This is a genomic window from Stenotrophomonas sp. Iso1 (genome assembly GCF_027497995.1).
In the GTDB taxonomy this organism is placed as follows: Bacteria; Pseudomonadota; Gammaproteobacteria; order Xanthomonadales; family Xanthomonadaceae; genus Stenotrophomonas.
The window spans coordinates 991,320-1,012,272 of record NZ_JAODBT010000001.1 but is presented as its reverse complement, the minus strand read 5'-3'; the positions used below and the strand labels follow the sequence as shown (position 1 = coordinate 1,012,272).

14 protein-coding genes are annotated in these 20,953 nt (G+C 61.1%); all 14 read right to left on the bottom strand.

Annotation, left to right across the window (positions count from 1 at the left end):
• Positions 1-9: 9 nt before the first annotated feature.
• The 14 genes from rplW to rplA all read right to left on the bottom strand — a co-directional run bounded on the left by rplW (position 10) and on the right by rplA (position 20,952).
• Positions 10-309 carry a 50S ribosomal protein L23 gene (gene rplW, locus PAN08_RS04170; RefSeq protein ID WP_057633095.1) on the bottom strand — a complete coding sequence of 100 codons (300 nt, stop codon included), beginning with the start codon at positions 307-309 and terminating at the stop codon, positions 10-12.
• Positions 306-911 carry a 50S ribosomal protein L4 gene (rplD, locus tag PAN08_RS04165; RefSeq protein WP_057633192.1) on the bottom strand — a complete coding sequence of 202 codons (606 nt, stop codon included), beginning with the start codon at positions 909-911 and terminating at the stop codon, positions 306-308. The genes rplW and rplD overlap by 4 nt, the downstream gene beginning before the upstream one ends.
• Positions 912-923: 12 nt before the next feature.
• Positions 924-1,574, bottom strand: a complete 651-nt coding sequence (rplC, locus tag PAN08_RS04160) for a 50S ribosomal protein L3 (protein ID WP_269790259.1) — start codon at positions 1,572-1,574, stop codon at positions 924-926.
• 11 nt (positions 1,575-1,585) lie between these two features.
• Complete coding sequence (gene rpsJ, locus PAN08_RS04155) at positions 1,586-1,897, bottom strand: 30S ribosomal protein S10 (RefSeq protein WP_010341589.1); 312 nt, start codon at positions 1,895-1,897, stop codon at positions 1,586-1,588.
• Positions 1,898-2,292: 395 nt separating this feature from the next.
• Positions 2,293-5,043 carry a M14 metallopeptidase family protein gene (locus PAN08_RS04150; RefSeq protein WP_269790258.1) on the bottom strand — a complete coding sequence of 917 codons (2,751 nt, stop codon included), beginning with the start codon at positions 5,041-5,043 and terminating at the stop codon, positions 2,293-2,295.
• A 363-nt stretch (positions 5,044-5,406) separates the two neighbouring features.
• A complete protein-coding gene (gene tuf / locus PAN08_RS04145; protein WP_269790250.1) occupies positions 5,407-6,597 on the bottom strand; it encodes an elongation factor Tu in 1,191 nt (396 codons plus the stop codon).
• 51 nt (positions 6,598-6,648) lie between these two features.
• Positions 6,649-8,790 carry an elongation factor G gene (gene fusA, locus PAN08_RS04140; protein WP_269790257.1) on the bottom strand — a complete coding sequence of 714 codons (2,142 nt, stop codon included), beginning with the start codon at positions 8,788-8,790 and terminating at the stop codon, positions 6,649-6,651.
• Between the two features lie 138 nt (positions 8,791-8,928).
• Positions 8,929-9,396 carry a 30S ribosomal protein S7 gene (gene rpsG / locus PAN08_RS04135; protein WP_269790256.1) on the bottom strand — a complete coding sequence of 156 codons (468 nt, stop codon included), beginning with the start codon at positions 9,394-9,396 and terminating at the stop codon, positions 8,929-8,931.
• A gap of 10 nt (positions 9,397-9,406) precedes the next feature.
• Entirely contained in the window at positions 9,407-9,781 is a 375-nt protein-coding gene (gene rpsL / locus PAN08_RS04130) for a 30S ribosomal protein S12 (RefSeq protein WP_004145320.1), read from the bottom strand.
• Between the two features lie 228 nt (positions 9,782-10,009).
• Positions 10,010-14,233 (bottom strand): DNA-directed RNA polymerase subunit beta', encoded by a 4,224-nt coding sequence (gene rpoC, locus PAN08_RS04125; protein WP_269790255.1) that lies wholly within the window; start codon positions 14,231-14,233, stop codon positions 10,010-10,012.
• Between the two features lie 89 nt (positions 14,234-14,322).
• Positions 14,323-18,513 carry a DNA-directed RNA polymerase subunit beta gene (rpoB, locus tag PAN08_RS04120; RefSeq protein ID WP_269790254.1) on the bottom strand — a complete coding sequence of 1,397 codons (4,191 nt, stop codon included), beginning with the start codon at positions 18,511-18,513 and terminating at the stop codon, positions 14,323-14,325.
• Between the two features lie 295 nt (positions 18,514-18,808).
• A complete protein-coding gene (rplL, locus tag PAN08_RS04115) occupies positions 18,809-19,174 on the bottom strand; it encodes a 50S ribosomal protein L7/L12 (protein WP_269790253.1) in 366 nt (121 codons plus the stop codon).
• 63 nt (positions 19,175-19,237) lie between these two features.
• The gene (gene rplJ / locus PAN08_RS04110) at positions 19,238-19,771 is read right to left on the bottom strand and encodes a 50S ribosomal protein L10 (RefSeq protein WP_269791164.1); all 534 of its coding nucleotides are present in this window, start codon (positions 19,769-19,771) and stop codon (positions 19,238-19,240) included.
• 482 nt (positions 19,772-20,253) lie between these two features.
• Positions 20,254-20,952, bottom strand: a complete 699-nt coding sequence (gene rplA, locus PAN08_RS04105) for a 50S ribosomal protein L1 (protein WP_269790252.1) — start codon at positions 20,950-20,952, stop codon at positions 20,254-20,256.
• Position 20,953 lies beyond the last annotated feature (1 nt).

Below are 20,953 nucleotides of genomic sequence, written 5' to 3'. Positions count from 1 at the left end.
GGATGTACCTCAGGCCTTGGCCGTTACATCGATGGACTGGCCATCGGCGAGACGCACATACGCCTTGCGCCAATCGCCGCGACGGCCGGTGCGGTTACGGAAGGACTTGTTCTTGCCCTTGACGTTCAGCACGTTGACCGACTCGACCTTGACGTCGAACAGCTGCTCAACCGCGGCCTTTACATCGGCTTTGGTGGCTTCGTTCGAAACTTCGAAGACGTATTGGTTGGAGATTTCCTGCAGGCGCGCGGTCTTTTCAGAGACTCGCGGAGCGCGCAGCACGCTGAAGATTTTTTCGTTGCTGCTCATGCCAGCCACTCCTCGACCTTCTTGACCGCATCAGCGGTGATGACGACCGTGTCGGCACCGACCAGCGACACCGGATCCAGGCCCTGCACGTCACGCACCTGCACATAAGGCAGATTGCGGGCCGACAGGTACAGATGCTCGGAAGCCTCTTCGGTGACGATCAGCGGGCGCTTGCCCACTTCCAGGCCAGCCAGCTTGGCGATCAGAGCCTTGGTGCTGGTCGCTTCGACATCAAACGACTCAACGATGGTGATACGGCCCTGACGGTTCAGCTCGGACAGGATGGCGCACATGGCGGCGCGATACTGCTTGCGGTTGACCTTCTGGTCGAAGCTACGCGGCTTGGCCGCGAAGGTGACACCACCGCCGACGAAGATCGGAGCGGTCAGGGCACCGTGACGAGCGCCACCACCCTTCTGCTTCTTCGACTTCTTGGTGGTACCAGCCACTTCAGAACGTGTCTTCTGTGCCTTGGTGCCGGCGCGAGCGGCGTTGCGATAGGCAACGACGACCTGGTGAACCAGATCTTCGCTGAAATCGCGGCCGAACACGGCTTCGGAGACCGAGACCTTGTTGTTGCTACCCGTGATAACGAGTTCCATCGTCATCTCTCCTTATGCCTTGCTAGCCGGACGCACGATCACGTCACCACCAGCTGCGCCAGGCACGGCGCCGCGGATGGCAATCAGACCACGCTCGACGTCGACTTTGACCACTTCCAGGTTCTGCGTGCTTTGCTGCACAGCACCCATGTGGCCGGACATCTTCTTGCCCGGGAAAACGCGACCCGGGGTCTGGCGCTGGCCCAAGGAACCCGGCGCGCGATGCGACAGCGAGTTACCGTGGGTTGCATCGCCCATACGGAAGTTGTAGCGCTTGATGGTGCCCTGGAAGCCCTTACCCTTGGTGACGCCCTGGACGTCTACCGTCTGGCCGACTTCAAAGATGTCTGCCTTGATTTCGCCACCGACGGCGAAATCGCCGACCTGTGCGTCTTCAACGCGGAATTCCCACAAGCCACGGCCCGCTTCCACCTTCGCCTTGGCGAAGTGGCCGGCTTCCGGCTTGTTGACCAGTGCAGCGCGACGAGCGCCGACGGTCACCTGCACTGCGCTGTAGCCGTCAACTTCAACGGTCTTGATCTGCGCGATGCGGTTCGGGGTTGCTTCAATCAGGGTCACTGGGATGGAACGGCCATCTTCAGTGAAAACGCGGCTCATGCCAGCCTTGCGGCCCACGAAGCCCAACGAATATTTCTTCGTCATGGTCGTAGTCCTCAGGTCAGCTTGATCTGAACGTCGACGCCGGCAGCCAGTTCGAGCTTCATCAGCGCGTCCACGGTCTTGTCGTTGGGGTCGACGATATCGAGCACGCGCTTATGCGTGCGGGTCTCGTACTGGTCACGCGCGTCTTTGTCGACGTGCGGGGAAACGAGAATGGTGTAACGCTCGATCTTGGTTGGCAGCGGGATCGGGCCACGCACTTGCGCGCCGGTCCGCTTGGCCGTTTCAACGATCTCGCTGGCCGAACGGTCGATCAATCGATGATCGAACGCCTTCAACCGAATCCGGATCTTTTGGTCCGCCATGACGGTGTTCCTATAGGTCTAAAGAGCGACAGGTCTGGCCCCTGTGTGTGCCAGACCCCATGAAAACGACGGTCGGCGCGTGAGCACCTCCCGTCAACGAGAATCCCTTCAAAACAGCAAGGCGGCCCGGTTTCCCGGCCCGCCCCAGACACATTCAAACGCGCAGAAATCACCCCAGCTTACCGGAGTGACCCACGCGACCTGTCCTTGTCTGGCGAATACGAGGCGCGTCCTGCCCCTCCTTTCGCTGGTTGCGAAGCACACGATGAACGTGACCTTCGCGAGTGGTCGTGCATTCTGTCAGCATTTTCTGGCGCATGCAAGTCGGCCCCTGATCGGGGCACCCATGCTTCAGCTGGCGGCAAGCCTGAAAGGCTTGCCGCATCTACCCCAACCTACTCCCGCACGGCCGTTTCAGCCTTATCCGCCTGCAGCAGGCTGTTGAACAGCAACTTGAACGAGGCATGAGTCTGCGCGCGGAAGGTGATATCCGTGCCGAAGAACGTCAGCCGTCCCGCACCAATATCCGCCTCGGCCGCCAATACCCCGCCCTGCAGGTGCTCCTGACCCCAGGCCCAGCCACTGCGCAGCGGCGTGGCCGACTCAAAGTGCAGCAAGGGGCGGATATCCGCCCGGCCCGCCGGCAGATCGAATACGGGAGCATTGTCCCAGCGGCCATCCGAGAAATAGACGTCCAACTGCGGCGGAAGCCCCCAGTTCAGCGAATGCCCCTTATCCACCGCTACACGCAGCACGCTACCCGGAATGTAGTACTCGCGCTGACTCAACGGCTCGGAGCGGCCATCAGCCCCGGCCTTGCGCAGATGGCTGGACAATGGCAACCCCAGCGCAACCGCCAGGCCACTGGACGAACCGGTGGCCACCACGTGCCCGCCCTGCTGGAGGAATTCACGCAGCACCTGCGTAGCAGCCTCACCCTCCAGCTCACCCAACAGGCCATGGAACTCCGGCGGAACAGTCTCAGCCGCTGGTGACGTTGGCGTGCGCCCGGCCTTACCCTCGATCGCCAGCGCCTCCGGCAAAGGCAATGCGCCACTGGGCAGTAACAACACGTCAAAACGCTCGCGCAGCTTGCCGGCGAGAATCTGCTGCGGGTACACAGCCTGGTAATCGAAGCCGAAGTTCTCCAGCACCAAGCGCGTCCATCCAGACACCATTGAACCGCCGTAGCGATCCCACAAAGCAATGCGCGGCGCACGCACCGGCACGCCACCGGCCGACGCGCCCCTCCCTGCCACCACAGCAGCCACGCCGGTTTCATGCAGCGAAGCAACCAGCGCATCCCGATTGCCAGCCGGGACGAAGTACGCCCCGTCCTGCGTCGGCAGGCGCTGCACGGGCACACCCGCTTTCAGTAGCCGATTGACGGCTATGACTGCATTGTTGACCCGCGAATCCAGCACCCAACCCGTGCCGGATTCAGGTAATGAAACAGCAGCAGGCACCGACAACGCACCCACCACCAAAGGCTCGAACGGCCCGTCAAATCCTTGCAGCACGCGGTCAAACACAATCCCCATCTGCAAGGCCAGCGTCCAGCCCGCGGAGTCATAAGGTGCGATCGGCGGGCCGCCCGGGTACTCGAAATCTTGCGGGTGATCCTGCGGCTCGAACATGTCACGCACGTGCGGCCGGAATGCCTGATCCGCACGCACCACAAACGAGCCTGCGGGATAGGCCTTGGCACCCACCTTGAAGTCCGCGCGAGCACGCATCACTTCGACACCAGCCAGTTGCAGCGCATTAATGAAGGCGACCGCAGTCGGCAGATCCGCCTGATTGGCAGGGATGATGTAGCCGCGCGCATCACGTTGATCCGGACGCTGCAGCATTGCCGTTACCTGCGCGTGCGTCAGCTCACTGGACTTGCCTGCGGACGCCACTTTTGCCTCCTCCGCAGCCTTACTCAACGCCGCCGGACTTGCCGTCCAACTGTCGCGACTACCGCGCTCAATGGAGTTGCGCCCCATGCGATAGATATTCCACAGCAGCTGCTCACGGTTGCGCGAGGCGTAATCCAGCAGCGCCCAATTCGCAGTGAGGCTGTAATCGATGGACTGGCGGAAATGCCAAGTCTGCGCGGCCACCGGCGAAGGCAGATTGCTGTCCGGCAACTGACGTTCCGGCAGGAATGGAATCTGCATCGGCGTTGGATTGCCGGTGATCTCGGTCAGTACGCCCAGCATGTTGTGGAAGTACGGCATGGTGCGAAGCCCACCATTCCACCATGTGGAATACACGCTGCCGCCCTTGGATACCGCCCCTGGCTTACTCTCCTGCAGGTAGCGCAGATTCATCGCCGCACCCAGCGCTTCCAATCCCACCGGAATCATCGCGTCGATGTTGTAGTTGTACGGATCGCGATACGGCGGAATCACGATCACCGTGCCCTTGGGCGAAGTCTGGTGATGGTTGTAGACAATCTGCGGATACCAACGGGTATACATCGCGAGATTGAGATTCCGCGTTTCCTGTAACGCCGCCATGTAGAAGTCACGATTGTTGTCGTGCCCGGCGTACTTTTGATAGAGACGCGGCGGCTTGTCGAGCACGCGCTTGGCCGGGACTGGCTCGCGCATGTACCAATCCGAGTACAACTCCTGGCCGTCGGGATTGGCGTGCACCAGCAAGACGATGGTGTCGTCGAGAATGCGCCGTGTTTCCGCATCATCGCGACTGGCCAGCTGCCACACCGTTTCGATCAGCTGATGTGCACCAACGGTTTCATTGGCATGCAGGCCGCCATCAATCCACACCACCGCCTTGCCCTGCTCGGCCAACGCGCGCGCGGCTGCATCGCCATCGCGGGCACGCGCCAGACGCTCGGAAATGCTGCGGTATTGCTCCAATCGCGCCAGATTGGCGGGCGAGGAAGCAATCAACATAAGCTGAGCGCGCCCTTCCGAAGTCTTGCCCAGTTCCACCAGCTGGAAGCGGTCCGACGTGGCCGCAATCTGACGGAAATACGCCTCGGTCTGCGTGTAGTTGGCGAGCATGTAGTCATCGCCAATATCGAAACCAAAATGCGCCTTGGGTGACGGCACCGCCGCCTGCAGCGAGCCCGCCCCGATCGCAATCAACAACACCGCGCAGGCGCAATGCCGCAACACCTTCAATCCAATCATTCCCCGCTCCCTTGCTTGCCTGGCACCTTCACGCCGCGGCCGAATATGAGTCACCCAGGCATCGCTCCTTCAGCGCACGACACCCATTCAAGCAAGATAGCCCACGGTGATTTTTCCGCTACTGCAAAAGATGAATGGACAGATCCGGCAAGCTCCCGGTAACGACGACTGACCCAAGCCAATAGCCTGACAACGTCGCTTGCCAGAGACCTGCTCCCGCGCCGCCGGATCCAACGCACCATCGGCGCGTGACCCAAGAGCATCCGTACCACTCAGCATCAAATGAATTCAATACATAAAAAAAGGGCGACCCGAGGGCCGCCCTTCTTTCAACACGTTGCTCCCAAAGGAAGCGCGGCGTTATTACGCGATGATCTTTGCGACCACGCCGGCGCCGACGGTACGACCGCCTTCGCGAATGGCGAAGCGCAGACCTTCGTCCATTGCCACCGGGTTGATCAGGGTGACGGTCATCTTGACGTTGTCACCCGGCATCACCATCTCAACACCTTCCGGCAGTTCGCAAGCGCCGGTGATGTCGGTGGTACGGAAGTAGAACTGCGGACGGTAGCCCTTGAAGAACGGGGTGTGACGGCCGCCCTCGTCCTTCGACAGCACGTACACTTCGGCGTCGAACTGGGTGTGCGGCTTGATCGAACCCGGCTTGGCCAGAACCTGGCCACGCTCGACGTCGTCACGCTTGGTGCCGCGCAGCAGCAGACCGGCGTTGTCGCCTGCCTGACCCTGGTCCAGCAGCTTGCGGAACATTTCCACACCGGTGACGGTGGTCTTCTGGACCGGACGGATACCGACGATTTCGATTTCTTCGCCGACCTTGATCACGCCACGCTCGATACGACCGGTCACCACGGTACCGCGGCCCGAGATCGAGAACACGTCTTCCACCGGCATCAGGAAGGGCTTGTCCACGTCGCGCTCCGGCGTCGGGATCCAGCTGTCCAGTGCATCGACCAGCTTCAGGATGGCCGGCACGCCGATTTCGCTCTGGTCGCCTTCCAGCGCCATACGAGCCGAACCCGAGATGATCGGGGTGTCGTCGCCCGGGAAGTCGTACTTGCTCAGCAGCTCACGCACTTCCATTTCCACCAGCTCGAGCAGCTCGGCGTCGTCCACCATGTCGGCCTTGTTCAGGAACACGACGATGTACGGCACGCCAACCTGACGCGACAGCAGGATGTGCTCGCGGGTCTGCGGCATCGGGCCGTCAGCGGCCGAGCACACCAGGATCGCGCCGTCCATCTGGGCGGCACCGGTGATCATGTTCTTGACGTAGTCAGCATGGCCCGGGCAATCGACGTGGGCGTAATGACGGTTCGCGGATTCGTACTCAACGTGCGCGGTCGAGATCGTGATACCACGAGCCTTCTCTTCCGGGGCGGCGTCGATGGACGAGTAATCCTTGAATTCGCCACCGAAACGCTCGGCGCCGATCTTGGTCAGTGCTGCGGTCAGCGTGGTCTTACCGTGATCGACGTGGCCGATGGTGCCGACGTTGACGTGCGGCTTGGTACGCTCGAACTTACCCTTGGACATTTTAGTTCCTTGATTAGCTGAAATTTGATTGGAGAGCCTGAGTCAGATGACTCAGGCCTTCTTGATGACGGTTTCGGCGATGTTGTTCGGCGCCGGCTCGTAGTGGTCGAACTCCATCGTGAAGGTTGCGCGACCCTGGGTCTGCGAACGCAGCGCGGTGGCGTAACCAAACATTTCGCCCAGCGGGATCATCGCATTGATGATGCTGGCCGAACCGTCACCCGTGGTGCCCGAACCCTGCAGGACGCCACGACGACGGCTTACGTCGCCCATCACGTCACCCTGGTATTCCTCCGGAGTCACGATCTCGACCTTCATGATCGGCTCCAGCAGCACCGGCTTGGCCTTGGCGAAGCCCTGCTTGAAGGCCATCGACGAGGCGAGCTTGAACGCCATTTCCGACGAGTCAACGTCGTGGTACGAGCCAAACACCAGCTTGACCTTGACGTCCACCACCGGGAAGCCAGCCAGCGGACCGCTGGTGATGGTTTCGCGCAGGCCCTTTTCCACGGAAGGAATGAATTCCTTCGGGATCACGCCGCCGGTGATGTCATTGATGAACAGGAAGTCATCCTTGATGGCGGCCGACAACTTCGGATCGGCACGATCTTCAGCGGTGATCGGCGACAGCTCGATCACGACGTGACCGTACTGACCCTTACCACCGGACTGCTTGGCGTGCTTGTAGTCCGACTTGACGTCAGTCATCTGGATGGTTTCGCGGTAAGCCACCTGCGGCTTGCCGACGTTGGCTTCAACGTTGAACTCGCGCTTCATGCGGTCAACGATGATGTCCAGGTGCAGCTCGCCCATGCCCGAGATGATCGTCTGGCCGGATTCTTCGTCGGTCTTGACGCGGAACGACGGATCTTCCTGTGCCAGACGGCCCAGTGCCAGACCCATCTTTTCCTGGTCCGACTTGGTCTTCGGCTCGACAGCCATCGAGATCACCGGCTCCGGGAACACCATGCGCTCAAGCACGATCGGCTGATCGATCGAGCACAGCGTGTCACCAGTCGTCGTGTCCTTCAGGCCCACGGCAGCAGCGATGTCACCGGCCAACACTTCCTTGATTTCTTCGCGGTTGTTGGAGTGCATCTGCAGGATGCGGCCGATGCGCTCCTTCTTGTTCTTCACCGAGTTCAGCACGGTGTCGCCGCCATTCAGCGTGCCCGAATAGACACGGAAGAAGGTCAGCGCGCCGACGAACGGGTCGGTGATGATCTTGAACGCCAGCGACGAGAACGGAGCCTTGTCGTCCGACTTACGGGTCATCTCGATGGTGTCATCGTCGACGTCCGTGCCATTCACGTCAGGCACATCGACCGGTGACGGCAGCAACTGGATCACGCCGTCGAGCATGGCCTGCACGCCCTTGTTCTTGAACGCCGAGCCACAGAACATCGGCACGATCTCCACGGCCAGCGTACGGATACGCAGCGCCTCGATGATCTCGACCTCAGACAGCTCTTCGCCGCCCAGGTACTTTTCCATCAGTTCTTCGCTGGCTTCAGCAGCCGACTCAACCATGAACGCGCGGGCTTCAACAGCCTTCTCAACCAGGTCGGCCGGAATTTCGGCGTACTCGAACTTCATGCCCTGCGAAGCCTCATCCCAATGGATGGCCTTCATCTTGAGCAGATCGACCACGCCCTTGAAGCCCTCTTCAGCGCCGATCGGCAGCTGCATCGGCACAGCGACGGCGCCGAGCTTGGACTTCAGCTGGTCACGGACCTTGAAGAAGTTCGCACCGGTGCGGTCCATCTTGTTGACGAACGCAATACGCGGAACCTTGTAACGGTTGGCCTGGCGCCACACGGTTTCCGACTGCGGCTGCACGCCACCAACGGCGCACAGCACGAACACGGCACCGTCGAGCACGCGCAGCGAGCGCTCAACTTCGATGGTGAAGTCAACGTGTCCGGGGGTGTCGATGATGTTGAAACGGTGCTCCGGCAGGGACTTGTCCATGCCCTTCCAGAACGCAGTAGTCGCAGCGGACTGGATCGTGATGCCACGTTCCTGCTCCTGCTCCATCCAGTCCATGGTAGCGGCGCCGTCATGCACTTCACCGAGCTTGTGGCTCTTACCGGTGTAGAACAGGATGCGCTCGGACGTGGTGGTCTTGCCGGCATCAATGTGAGCCATGATGCCGAAGTTACGGTAACGCTCGATGGGAGTGGTACGGGCCACGGGGAGCCTCTCAATTTCTTGGAATTCGGATGGCCGAACGCCGCCTTGCGGCGGCCTTCGGATTGACGCGGCGCTCCAAGCGCCACAGTGGCACCTTCAATGGGTGCCAGGGGCCCTGTTTCCAAGGCCCCCTTGAAATCACCAGCGGTAGTGAGCGAAGGCCTTGTTCGCTTCCGCCATACGGTGAGTTTCTTCACGCTTCTTGATGGCGCCACCACGGTTTTCCGAGGCATCCAGCAGTTCAGCAGCAAGCTTACGCGGCATGGTGTTTTCACCACGCTTACGAGCCGAGTCGATCAGCCAACGCATTGCCAGAGCCATCTTGCGCGAAGCGCGCACTTCGACCGGCACCTGATACGTGGCACCGCCGACGCGGCGCGACTTCACTTCGACGCCCGGAGCAACGTTTTCCAGTGCCTTCTGCACCAGTTCAACTGCGTTCGGGTTCTTTTCGCTGATCACGTCCATGGCGCCATAGACGATCTTTTCAGCAACGGACTTCTTGCCGCTCAGCATCACCATGTTGATGAAACGGGCGATGGTTTCGCTTCCGTGCTTGGGATCGGGCAGGACCGAACGCTGGGGAGTATTACCTTTACGTGACATGTCTTATTCCTCAGGCCTTCGGACGCTTGGCGCCGTACTTGGAGCGCGCCTGGCGACGCTTGGCAACGCCGGCGGCGTCGAGCGAGCCACGGACGGTGTGGTAACGCACACCCGGCAGATCCTTTACGCGACCGCCGCGGATCAGGACCACGGAGTGCTCCTGCAGGTTATGGCCTTCGCCACCGATGTAGCTGATGACCTCTTCTTGGTTCGTCAGGCGCACTTTGGCAACCTTACGCAGGGCCGAGTTCGGCTTCTTCGGGGTGGTGGTGTACACGCGCGTGCAGACGCCACGGCGCTGCGGGCACTTGTCGAGTGCCGGCGAGGCACTCTTGTAGGTGGTCGCTTGCCGCGGCTTGCGTACCAGCTGGTTGATCGTCGCCATCAGTAGGTTCTTCTGATTGGGGCCGTTTACAACGGCCAAGGATGCGGAAAATGTAAAGCAGGCCAAATTTTTGGCCTGCTGAGACAGACGATTGTAGCAACCCGTCAGAAGCGCAGTCAAACGCGCGGCCTTCAGGCCAGCCCTGATCCGGAGCTGTTACAGGGGAGCCTCCATGCACCCCGTTCAGGTCAAACTGCCGGCCCTTGAAGGGGCCGGCGGCTCTCACTCTTACTCTTCGCCACCCGAAGCCTGTTCAGCTTCAGGTGCCACGACTTCCGTCGCCACCGCTGCCGAACCCGAGAGGGTCTGCAGCTCCGAGTCGGTCAGACCCGAGGCATTACGACGGCGCTGGGCATGGTACGCCAAGCCGGTACCGGCCGGAATCAGACGGCCGACGATCACGTTTTCCTTCAGGCCGCGCAGGTTGTCCGAGGTGCCGCGGACGGCAGCTTCGGTCAGCACGCGGGTGGTTTCCTGGAAGGAAGCCGCCGAGATGAACGATTCGGTCGCCAGCGATGCCTTGGTGATACCCAACAGCACTGGATCGAAACGCGCCGGCAGCTCGTTGCGTGCAAGCAACTTTGCGTTCTCTTCGATGACGCGCTGGCGCTCGGCCTGCTCACCATTAAGGAACTTGCTGCTGCCCTGGTCGGTGATTTCCACCTTGCGGAGCATCTGACGCGAGATCACTTCAATGTGCTTGTCGTTGATCTTCACGCCCTGCAGGCGGTACACGTCCTGGATTTCCTTGACCAGATAACGGGCCAGCTCTTCCACGCCCTTCAGGCGCAGGATGTCCTGCGGGCTCGGCTCGCCGTCCACCACGGTTTCGCCGCGGGTCACGTGCTCGCCTTCGAACACGATGATCTGACGGTACTTCGGAATCAGCTCTTCGTGCTCCGAACCATCGGTGTCCTTGATGATCAGACGCTGCTTGCCCTTGGTGTCCTTGCCGAAGCTGACGATACCCGAACGCTCGGCCAGGATCGCCGGATCCTTCGGCTTGCGGGCTTCGAACAAGTCGGCAACGCGCGGCAGACCACCGGTGATGTCGCGGGTCTTGGAGGCTTCCTGCGGGATCTTGGCGACGACGTCGCCCACGCCAACCGGCGCACCATCCTGCAGGTTGACGATCGAGCGCGGCGGCAGCAGGTACTGCGCCGGCAGGTCGGTGCCCGGGATGGTCAGGTCATTGCCCTTGCCATCGATGATGCGGACCAGCGGACGCAGATCCTTGGCCTGCGAGCCACGACGCTTCGGATCGGTGATTTCACGCGACGCCAGACCGGTCAGTTCGTCGGTCTTCTCGATGACGGTGATGCCGTCAACGAAGTCGATGAAGCGCACGAAACCGGCCACTTCCGACACGATCGGGTGGTTATGCGGATCCCAGTTGGCAATGGCCTGGCCAGCCTTGACCTCAGCAGCGTCCTTGACGTTGATGGTGGCGCCGTAGGGCAGCTTGTAGCGCTCACGCTCGCGACCATGCGGATCCAGGACGGAGACTTCGCCCGAACGCGACACTGCCACCAGCGAACCGTTGGCATGGTCGACGTGCTTCAGGTTGGAGAACTTCACCGAACCCGTGGTCTTGATGGTGATGTTGTCCACCGCAGCCGCACGCGATGCCGCACCACCGATGTGGAACGTACGCATGGTCAGCTGGGTACCCGGCTCACCGATCGACTGAGCAGCGATGACGCCCACTGCTTCACCGATGTTGACGATGTGGCCACGTGCCAGATCGCGGCCGTAGCAGCGACCGCAGACGCCGAACGAGGAGGCGCAGGTGATGGTCGAACGGACCTTGATGGTCTGCACGCCAGCTTCTTCCAGCTTGTTCACCCACTGCTCGTCGAGCAGCGTGTTGCGGGTGACGATCGGATCTTCGTCGTTGCCCGGCAGGAACACGTCCTCGGCCACAACGCGACCCAGCACGCGGTCCTTCAACGGCTCCACAACGTCGCCGCCTTCCACGATCGGAATCATGGTCAGGCCTTCGCTGGTGCCGCAGTCGACCTCGGTGATCACCACGTCCTGTGCCACGTCGACCAGACGACGGGTCAGGTAACCCGAGTTCGCCGTCTTCAACGCGGTATCGGCCAGACCCTTACGGGCACCGTGGGTGGAGTTGAAGTACTCCTGCACGTTCAGGCCTTCACGGAAGTTCGCCTTGATGGGCGTCTCGATGATCGAGCCATCCGGACGCGCCATCAGGCCACGCATACCGGCCAGCTGACGGATCTGTGCCTGGCTACCACGGGCACCGGAGTCGGCCATGATGTACAGCGAGTTCATCGACTTCTGGTCGACCAACTTGCCGTCCGAACCTTCGACCTTTTCAGTACCGATGGTTTCCATCATCGCCTTGGCGATGCGCTCATTGGTGCGCGACCAGATGTCGACCACCTTGTTGTAGCGCTCGCCGGCGGTGACCAGACCACTCTGGTACTGCTCCTGGATTTCCAGCACTTCGGCTTCGGCTTCGCCGAGGATGCCCTTCTTCTCGTCCGGGATCAGCATGTCGTCGATGCCGATCGACACACCCGCGCGGGTTGCGTAGGCATAGCCGGTGTACATCAGCTTGTCGGCGAACACCACGGTGTCCTTCAGGCCAAGCAGACGGTAGCTCTGGTTGATCAGGCGCGAGATGTTCTTCTTGGTCATCTCGGTGTTGCACAGCTCGAACGGCAGGCCTTCGGGCATGATCTCGCTCAGCAGTGCACGGCCGATGGTCGTGTCCTGGATCGAGGTCTTGGTGACCTTGTTGCCTTCTTCGTCGCGCTCAACCTGGGTGATACGCACCTTGACCTGCGCGTGCAGCTCGACCAGACGGTTGTCGTAGGCGCGCTTCACTTCGTTGGTGTTGGCGAAGACCATGCCCTCGCCCTTCTTGTTCACCAGCGAGCGGCTCATGTAGTACAAGCCCAACACCACGTCCTGCGACGGCACGATGATCGGCTCGCCGTTGGCCGGCGACAGGATGTTGTTGGTGGACATCATCAGCGCACGCGCTTCCAGCTGGGCTTCCAGCGAGAGCGGCACGTGGACGGCCATCTGGTCACCGTCGAAGTCGGCGTTGAACGCAGTACACACCAGCGGATGCAGCTGGATGGCCTTGCCTTCGATCAGCAGCGGTTCGAACGCCTGGATGCCCAGACGGTGCAGGGTCGGCGCACGGTTCAGCAGCACCGGATGCTCGCGGATGACTTCTTCCAGGACGTCCCAGACTTCGCCTTCTTCGCGCTCAACCAGCTTCTTGGCGGCTTTGATGGTGGTGGCCAGGCCACGACGCTGCAGCTTGGCGAACACGAACGGCTTGAACAGCTCAAGCGCCATCTTCTTCGGCAGGCCGCACTGGTGCAGCTTCAGGTACGGACCCACCACGATGACCGAACGGCCCGAGTAGTCCACGCGCTTACCGAGCAAGTTCTGACGGAAGCGACCCTGCTTACCCTTGATCATGTCGGCCAGCGACTTGAGCGGGCGCTTGTTGGTGCCGGTGATGGCACGGCCGCGACGGCCGTTGTCCAACAGGGCGTCAACCGATTCCTGCAGCATGCGCTTTTCGTTGCGCACGATGATGTCCGGAGCATTGAGCTCTAGCAGGCGGCGCAGACGGTTGTTGCGGTTGATGACGCGGCGATACAGGTCGTTCAGATCGGAGGTCGCGAAGCGGCCACCGTCCAGCGGCACCAGCGGGCGCAGATCCGGCGGCAGCACCGGCAGCACGGTCATCACCATCCACTCCGGGCGGTTGCCCGATTCCAGGAAGGCTTCGACCAGCTTGATGCGCTTGGTCAGACGCTTGAGCTTGGTTTCCGAACCGGTCGAGGCAATTTCCTCGCGCAGCTTCACCATTTCGGCCTGAAGGTCGATGGTGCGCAGCAGTTCGTACACGGCCTCGGCGCCCATGGCGGCGTCGAAGTCATCGCCGTGTTCCTGGCGAGCCTGCAGGTACTGTTCTTCGGTCAGCAGCTGACGGCGCTCCAGGGCGGTCAGGCCCGGCTCGGTCACCACGTAGGCTTCGAAGTACAGCACGCGCTCGATGTCACGCAGCGTCATGTCCAGCATCAGGCCGATACGCGAAGGCAGCGACTTGAGGAACCAGATGTGCGCGACCGGCGATGCCAGGTCGATGTGGGCCATGCGCTCACGACGCACCTTGGCCAGGGTCACTTCGGTGCCGCACTTTTCGCAGACAACGCCGCGGTGCTTCATGCGCTTGTACTTGCCGCACAGGCACTCGTAGTCCTTGACCGGTCCGAAGATGGCGGCACAGAACAGGCCGTCACGCTCCGGCTTGAAGGTACGATAGTTGATGGTTTCCGGCTTCTTCACTTCGCCGAAAGACCACGAACGAATCAGGTCCGGCGAGGCCAGCGCGATCTTGATCGCGTCGAAGTCCAGCGTCTGACGCGGCTGGTTGAAGAGGTTGAGCAGGTCTTTCATGGTGTTCTCCGAAAGGAGGAATACTTTGTCGATGGGCTGTCGGTTACTGCTGGCGGCGCTGGTGCATCACTGCACCAGCGCCTGCACGATCAGCTGTCTTCCAGTTCCATGTTGATGGCCAGCGAGCGGATTTCCTTCACCAACACGTTGAAGGATTCCGGCATGCCCGCGACCATCTCGTGCTCACCGTCGACGATGTTCTTGTACATCTGGTTACGGCCCTGCACGTCATCGGACTTCACCGTCAGCATTTCCTGCAGGGTGTAGGCCGCGCCGTAGGCTTCCAGCGCCCAGACTTCCATTTCACCGAAGCGCTGGCCGCCGAACTGCGCCTTGCCGCCCAGCGGCTGCTGGGTAACGAGCGAGTACGGACCGGTCGAACGAGCGTGCATCTTGTCGTCGACCAAGTGGTTCAGCTTCAGGTAGTGCATGTAACCGACGGTGGTCAGGCGATCAAATGCCTCACCGGTGCGGCCGTCATACAGCTGCATCTGCGTCTTGGTGGCATTGAAGCCCAGCACCTCGGTTTCCGGGGCACCGTCCGGGTAGGCGAGATTCAGCATGACGCGGATCTCGTCTTCCAGGGCGCCGTCGAACACCGGGGTAGCCATCGGCACGCCGTCGGTCAGGTTCTTGGCCAGGTTGATCAGCTCTTCATCGCTGAACTTGGACAGGTCCACACGATCGCCAGACAGCGCCGTATCGTGGTTGTAGATCTGGCCCAGGAACTCACGCAGCTCGCTGACAGCGCGCTGCTGTTCCAGCATGCGCTGGATGCGCTGACCCAGGCCCTTTGCGGCCCAGCCCAGATGCACTTCCAGAATCTGGCCGATGTTCATACGCGACGGCACGCCCAGCGGATTCAAGCAGATGTCCACCGTGGTGCCATCGGCCATGTACGGCATGTCTTCGACCGGCACCACGTTGGAGACCACACCCTTGTTGCCGTGGCGGCCTGCCATCTTGTCGCCCGGCTGGATGCGACGCTTCACGGCCAGGAACACCTTGACCATCTTCAGCACGCCCGGTGCCAGATCGTCGCCCTGGGTGATTTTGCCGCGCTTGTCGGCAAAGCGAAGTTCGAATTCCTTCTCATGCGCCTGGATCTGCATCTGGGCACGTTCGATGGCTTCGGCTGCGTCGTCGTCCTTCATGCGCAGGGTGAACCAATCGCTACGCTTCAGGCCGTCCAGCACTGCGTCGGTAACGGTGTCGCCCTTCTTCAGGTTCGGACCACCATTGACCACCTTGCCCACGATCTGCGAACGCAGACGTGCGTAGATGGCACCTTCCAGAATGCGGAACTGGTCGTCGAAATCCTTCTTGACGCGCTTGATTTCGCTTTCTTCGATCTGACGCGCGCGCTTGTCCTTCTCGATGCCGTCGCGGGTGAAGACCTGCACGTCGATGACGGTGCCGTCCATGCCCGGCGGAACGCGCAACGAGCTGTCCTTAACGTCGGACGCCTTCTCACCGAAGATGGCACGCAACAGCTTCTCTTCCGGGGTCAGCTGGCTTTCGCCCTTCGGCGTCACCTTGCCCACCATGATGTCGCCGGAGCGGACTTCCGCACCGATGTACACCACGCCGGATTCGTCCAGACGGTTCAGCGCCTGCTCGGACACGTTCGGGATGTCGGCGGAAATTTCCTCCGGCCCCAACTTGGTGTCACGTGCAACGCAGGTCAGTTCTTCGATGTGGATCGTGGTGTAACGATCCTCTTCCACCACACGCTCGGAAAGCAGGATGGAGTCTTCGAAGTTGTAGCCGTTCCACGGCATGAACGCGATCAGCATGTTCTGACCCAGCGCCAGCTCACCGATGTCGGTGGACGGGCCATCGGCCAGCACGTCGCCGCGCGCGATCACATCACCCACGTTCACCAGCGGGCGCTGGTTGATACAGGTGTTCTGGTTCGAGCGGGTGTACTTGATCAGGTTGTAGATATCCACGCCGGCATCCGCGGCGTCGGTGATCTCGCTCTCGTTGACCTTGACCACGATGCGGCCAGCGTCAATCTGCACGATGTCACCGCCACGACGGGCGTTCACGGTCACACCCGAGTCACGCGCAACGGCGCGCTCAATACCGGTACCCACCAGCGGCTTCTGCGCACGCAGGGTCGGCACGGCCTGACGCTGCATGTTGGCGCCCATCAGTGCGCGGTTGGCGTCATCGTGCTCCAGGAACGGAACCAGTGCCGCAGCGACCGACACGGTCTGCATCGGCGAGACGTCCATGAAGTGGACTTCTGCCGGCGGCTTGAGCAGCGACTCACCCTGGAAACGACACGGCACGAACTGCTCGGTGAGCATGTTCTTGGCGTCGGTCAGGGCATTGGCCTGGGCAATGACGTATTCGTTTTCTTCGATGGCCGACAGGAACTCGATCTCATCGGAGACCTTGCCGTCGTACACCTTGCGGTACGGGGTTTCCAGGAAACCGTACTTGTTGGTGCGTGCGAACACGGCCAGCGAGTTGATCAGGCCGATGTTCGGGCCTTCCGGCGTTTCGATGGTGCAGACGCGGCCGTAATGGGTCGGGTGCACGTCGCGCACTTCGAAGCCTGCACGTTCGCGGGTCAGACCGCCCGGGCCCAGTGCCGAGACACGACGCTTGTGCGTCACTTCCGACAGCGGGTTGTTCTGATCCATGAACTGCGACAGCTGCGAGGAGCCGAAGAATTCCTTGATCGCAGCAGCAACCGGCTTGGCGTTGATCAGCTCCTGCGGGGTCAAGCCTTCCGACTCGGCCATCGACAGACGCTCCTTGACCGCACGCTCGACGCGGACCAGGCCCACGCGGAACACGTTCTCGGCCATTTCGCCGACCGAACGCACGCGACGGTTGCCCAGGTGGTCGATATCGTCAACCACGCCACGGCCGTTGCGGATTTCGGTCAGGACCTTGATCACGTCCAGGATGTCCGAACCTTCGCCGTGCGCGGCGACCAGGCGCTTGGATTCCTCGTCGTTACGCTCGCCGAAGTACTTGCGGTCGTACAGCACGGCTTCGCCGGTGACTTCCTTGCGGCCGACACGGCGGTTGAACTTCATGCGGCCAACCGTGGACAGGTCGTAGCGCTCGAAGGTGAAGAACAGGTTGTGGAACAGGTTCTGTGCAGCGTCCTTGGTCGGCGGCTCGCCCGGACGCATCATGCGGTAGATCTCGACCAGCGCTTCAAGCTGGGTCTTGGTCGGATCGATGCGCAGGGTGTTGGACAGGTAAGCACCGCGATCCAGGTCGTTCACCCACAGGGTGCCGACCGCATCAACGCCCGCCTTGCGGAAGTTCTGCAGCTGCTCGTCGGTGATCTCGTCGTTGGCCTGAGCCAGCAGTTCACCGGTGTTTGCATCCACCACGTCGTGCGACAGGATGCGGCTGACCAGGTAGTCGTCCGGCACGGCCAGCGCGGCAATACCCGAAGCCTGCAGCTGCTTGATGTGACGTGCGGTGATGCGCTTGCCCGCTTCCACGATGACCTTGTCACCGTCAGCCAGGTCGAAGCCCAGGGTTTCACCACGCAGACGCTCCGGCACCAGCTCCAGCTGGACGCCTTCGTCCGGGTTGATGTGGAAGGTGTTGACCTCGAAGAACTCGGCCAGCATCTCTTCGTTGTTGTAACCCAGTGCACGCAGCAGGATCGACACCGGCAGTTTGCGGCGACGGTCGATACGGGTGAACAGCGCGTCCTTCGGGTCGAACTCGAAGTCCAACCAGGAACCGCGGTAAGGAATGATACGAGCGCTGTACAGCAGCTTGCCCGAGCTGTGGGTCTTGCCACGGTCGTGGTCGAAGAACACACCCGGCGAACGGTGCAGCTGCGAGACGATGACGCGCTCGGTACCGTTGACGATGAAGGTGCCGTTGTCGGTCATCAATGGGATTTCGCCCAGATAGACCTCCTGCTCCTTCACATACTTGATTGCCTTGGTCGACGACTCGCGGTCATAGATGACCAAACGAACCGTCACGCGCAGCGGTGCGCCGTAGCTCATGCCGCGCTGGCGGCACTCACGCTCGTCGAACACCGGGTCGCCCAGCTTGTAACCGACATATTCCAGTGCTGCATTGCCGCTGTAGCTGGAAATCGGGAACACCGACTTCAGCGCAGCATGCAGGCCATGGTCCGAGCGCTTGGCCGGGTCAACGTTTTCCTGCAGGAACTCACGATAGGAGTCGACCTGGATGGCGAGCAGGAAAGGCACCTCGAGGATCGAGCGCTGCTTGCCGAAATCTTTGCGGATGCGCTTTTTTTCGGTGTACGAATAGGACGTCATGAGGTCTTCCACCTTGTTGTTCAGGTTGTGCGCCCACAGCCTGGAAGGGAACTTGAAATTGTCAGTTGGAAGTCGCTGGTATTGCCGGCACCAGCACGCCTTCTCCCGCTACTTCCAACTGCCAACTCGTTAGGACACGGAGTTGGGCTTTACCCGGCCAGCGCCATCAACAGCGGCTGCCACCCGGACTGAACCACCCGCAATCCAATTGCGGATTGAAACGACCAAAGGCCGGGGGTTTACACCCCCAGCCCTGGCTGCATCGCCGTGAATCGATGGCGACGCAAGGAACTGATTACTTCAGCTCGACGGTGGCGCCGGCGGCTTCCAGTTCCTTCTTGAACTTATCAGCGTCTTCCTTCGAAGCGCCTTCCTTCACGACGCCACCGGCTTCAGCCAGATCCTTCGCTTCCTTCAGGCCCAGGCCGGTGATGGCACGAACGGCCTTAATCACTTCGACCTTCTTGGCGCCGGCTTCCTTCAGGATGACGTTGAATTCGGTCTGCTCTTCGACAACAGCAGCCGGGCCAGCAGCAGCAACTGCAACCGGGGCAGCAGCCGAGACGCCGAACTTCTCTTCGATGGCCTTGACCAGCTCCATCACTTCCATCAGGGACTTCTCGGCGATAGCTTCGACGATCTGTTCGTTGGTAAGGGACATTTTGATTACCTTTTGAAATTATTCTGGGGTGAGGTTCTTTGCAGAACCACTAAGACATCGAACTCAGACGGTTTCAGCGGCCGGCTCGGCAGCTTCAGCAGCTGCACCACCTTCCTGCTTTTCACCGATAGCCTTGATGGCGCGAGCGAACATGGTCACCGGCTCGGTCAGGACGCGGGCCAGCATGGCCAGGGCCTGATCACGGGTCGGCAGCGATGCCAGCACGTCGACGTGGCTGGCCGGGAACAGTTCCCCACCGATTGCCACGACCTTCGCCTTCAGCTTGTCGTTGCCCTTGGCTGCATCCTTGATCAGGCGACCGGCTGCGCCGGGCTCCTCAAGCGAAAACGCATACAGCAGCGGACCAACCATCTGGTCTTTTGCGACGGCGAATTCGGTGCCTTCAACGGCGCGCGCGGCCAGCGTGTTCTTGACAACTTTCAAGAAAACGCCGGTTTCGCGGGCCTGCTTACGCATCGCGGTCATTTGAGCGACCGTGGTGCCAGCGTATTCGGCTGCGATCAAGGAGTGAGCCTTGGCTGCGATGTCCGCCAGCTCGGCGACTACTTCTTGCTTCTGGGACAGATTGAGAGCCATTGCACTCCTCCGTTTAAGCGGCGATTGGAAATTCGGGATCTGGGATTCACGCAAGCGGCTTTCCCGCTTTCGCCAATCTCCAATATCGAATTGCTGATCTTCGCTTCAAACAAACTCCGCTTACGGCTCCTTGCCGCTTGCGGTCCATGGCGGCATCCATCCTGGACGCCGGGAACATCGGGTGATGCTCCGGTGGTGGCCGTTCTAGACCTGGAGTGGGCCAACCTGGGAAATCCCAGACGTGCGTTAAACCAGAAAACTCCAGAAGGGCATCACCATCTACGCAGGTTGATTCCGTGAAGAATCGATTAAGCGATCCCGCTATGCCGGCGGCGACTCCTTGCCAGATCGAGCTTCCGTGCCCGTCGCCGGTATGCGCTGACCGCGCCTGCGGTCTTTGACGGCTATCGTGCGGGCAAGCCTGCACGATGCCTTCAAAATGACGGCCTCGACACCAAAGGTACCGAGGCCGCTTGAAACAATTACTTCAGGGTCAGCGAGGACTGATCAACCGTCACGCCCGGGCCCATCGTCGAGCTGACCGAAACCTTCTGCAGGTAGGTGCCCTTCGAGGTGGCCGGCTTGGCCTTGATCAAGTCCAGCAGCAGCGCCTGCAGGTTCGACTGCAGCGCAGCGTTTTCGAAGCTGGCCTTGCCGATGGTGCAGTGGATGATGCCAGCCTTGTCGGTGCGGTAACGCACCTGGCCCGACTTGGCATTCTTGACAGCTTCACCCGGATTGGCGGCAACGGTGCCGACCTTCGGGTTCGGCATCAAGCCACGCGGGCCCAGCAGGGTGCCCAGCTTACCGACAACGCGCATGGCGTCCGGGGTAGCAATGACGACGTCATAGTTCAGATCGCCGGCCTGCATCTTCTCGGCCAGATCGTCCATACCGACGGCTTCAGCGCCAGCGGCCAGGGCTTCATCAGCCTTGGCGCCAGCCGGGGCGAACACTGCCACGCGGACCGACTTACCGGTACCGGCCGGCAGCACGGTCGAACCGCGCACCTGCTGATCCGACTTCTTCGCGTCCACGCCCAGGCGCACAGCCACGTCGATCGACTCGACGAACTTTGCCTTGCTGACAGTCTTCAGGATGTTGATAGCCTCTTCGAAGGCATATGCCTTACCCGGGACAACGGCGGCCTTTGCGGCCTTCTCACGCTTGGTCTGTGCCATC

Bases quoted from the DNA above. Each gene is read 5' to 3' on its own strand.
- rplW (WP_057633095.1), bottom strand. From the start codon at position 309: ATGAGCAGCAACGAAAAAATCTTCAGCGTGCTGCGCGCTCCGCGAGTC.
- rplD (WP_057633192.1), bottom strand. From the start codon at position 911: ATGGAACTCGTTATCACGGGTAGCAACAACAAGGTCTCGGTCTCCGAA.
- rplC (WP_269790259.1), bottom strand. From the start codon at position 1,574: ATGACGAAGAAATATTCGTTGGGCTTCGTGGGCCGCAAGGCTGGCATG.
- rpsJ (WP_010341589.1), bottom strand. From the start codon at position 1,897: ATGGCGGACCAAAAGATCCGGATTCGGTTGAAGGCGTTCGATCATCGA.
- PAN08_RS04150 (WP_269790258.1), bottom strand. From the start codon at position 5,043: ATGATTGGATTGAAGGTGTTGCGGCATTGCGCCTGCGCGGTGTTGTTG.
- tuf (WP_269790250.1), bottom strand. From the start codon at position 6,597: ATGTCCAAGGGTAAGTTCGAGCGTACCAAGCCGCACGTCAACGTCGGC.
- rpsG (WP_269790256.1), bottom strand. From the start codon at position 9,396: ATGTCACGTAAAGGTAATACTCCCCAGCGTTCGGTCCTGCCCGATCCC.
- rpsL (WP_004145320.1), bottom strand. From the start codon at position 9,781: ATGGCGACGATCAACCAGCTGGTACGCAAGCCGCGGCAAGCGACCACC.
- rpoC (WP_269790255.1), bottom strand. From the start codon at position 14,233: ATGAAAGACCTGCTCAACCTCTTCAACCAGCCGCGTCAGACGCTGGAC.
- rpoB (WP_269790254.1), bottom strand. From the start codon at position 18,513: ATGACGTCCTATTCGTACACCGAAAAAAAGCGCATCCGCAAAGATTTC.
- rplL (WP_269790253.1), bottom strand. From the start codon at position 19,174: ATGTCCCTTACCAACGAACAGATCGTCGAAGCTATCGCCGAGAAGTCC.
- rplJ (WP_269791164.1), bottom strand. From the start codon at position 19,771: ATGGCTCTCAATCTGTCCCAGAAGCAAGAAGTAGTCGCCGAGCTGGCG.
- rplA (WP_269790252.1), bottom strand. From the start codon at position 20,952: ATGGCACAGACCAAGCGTGAGAAGGCCGCAAAGGCCGCCGTTGTCCCG.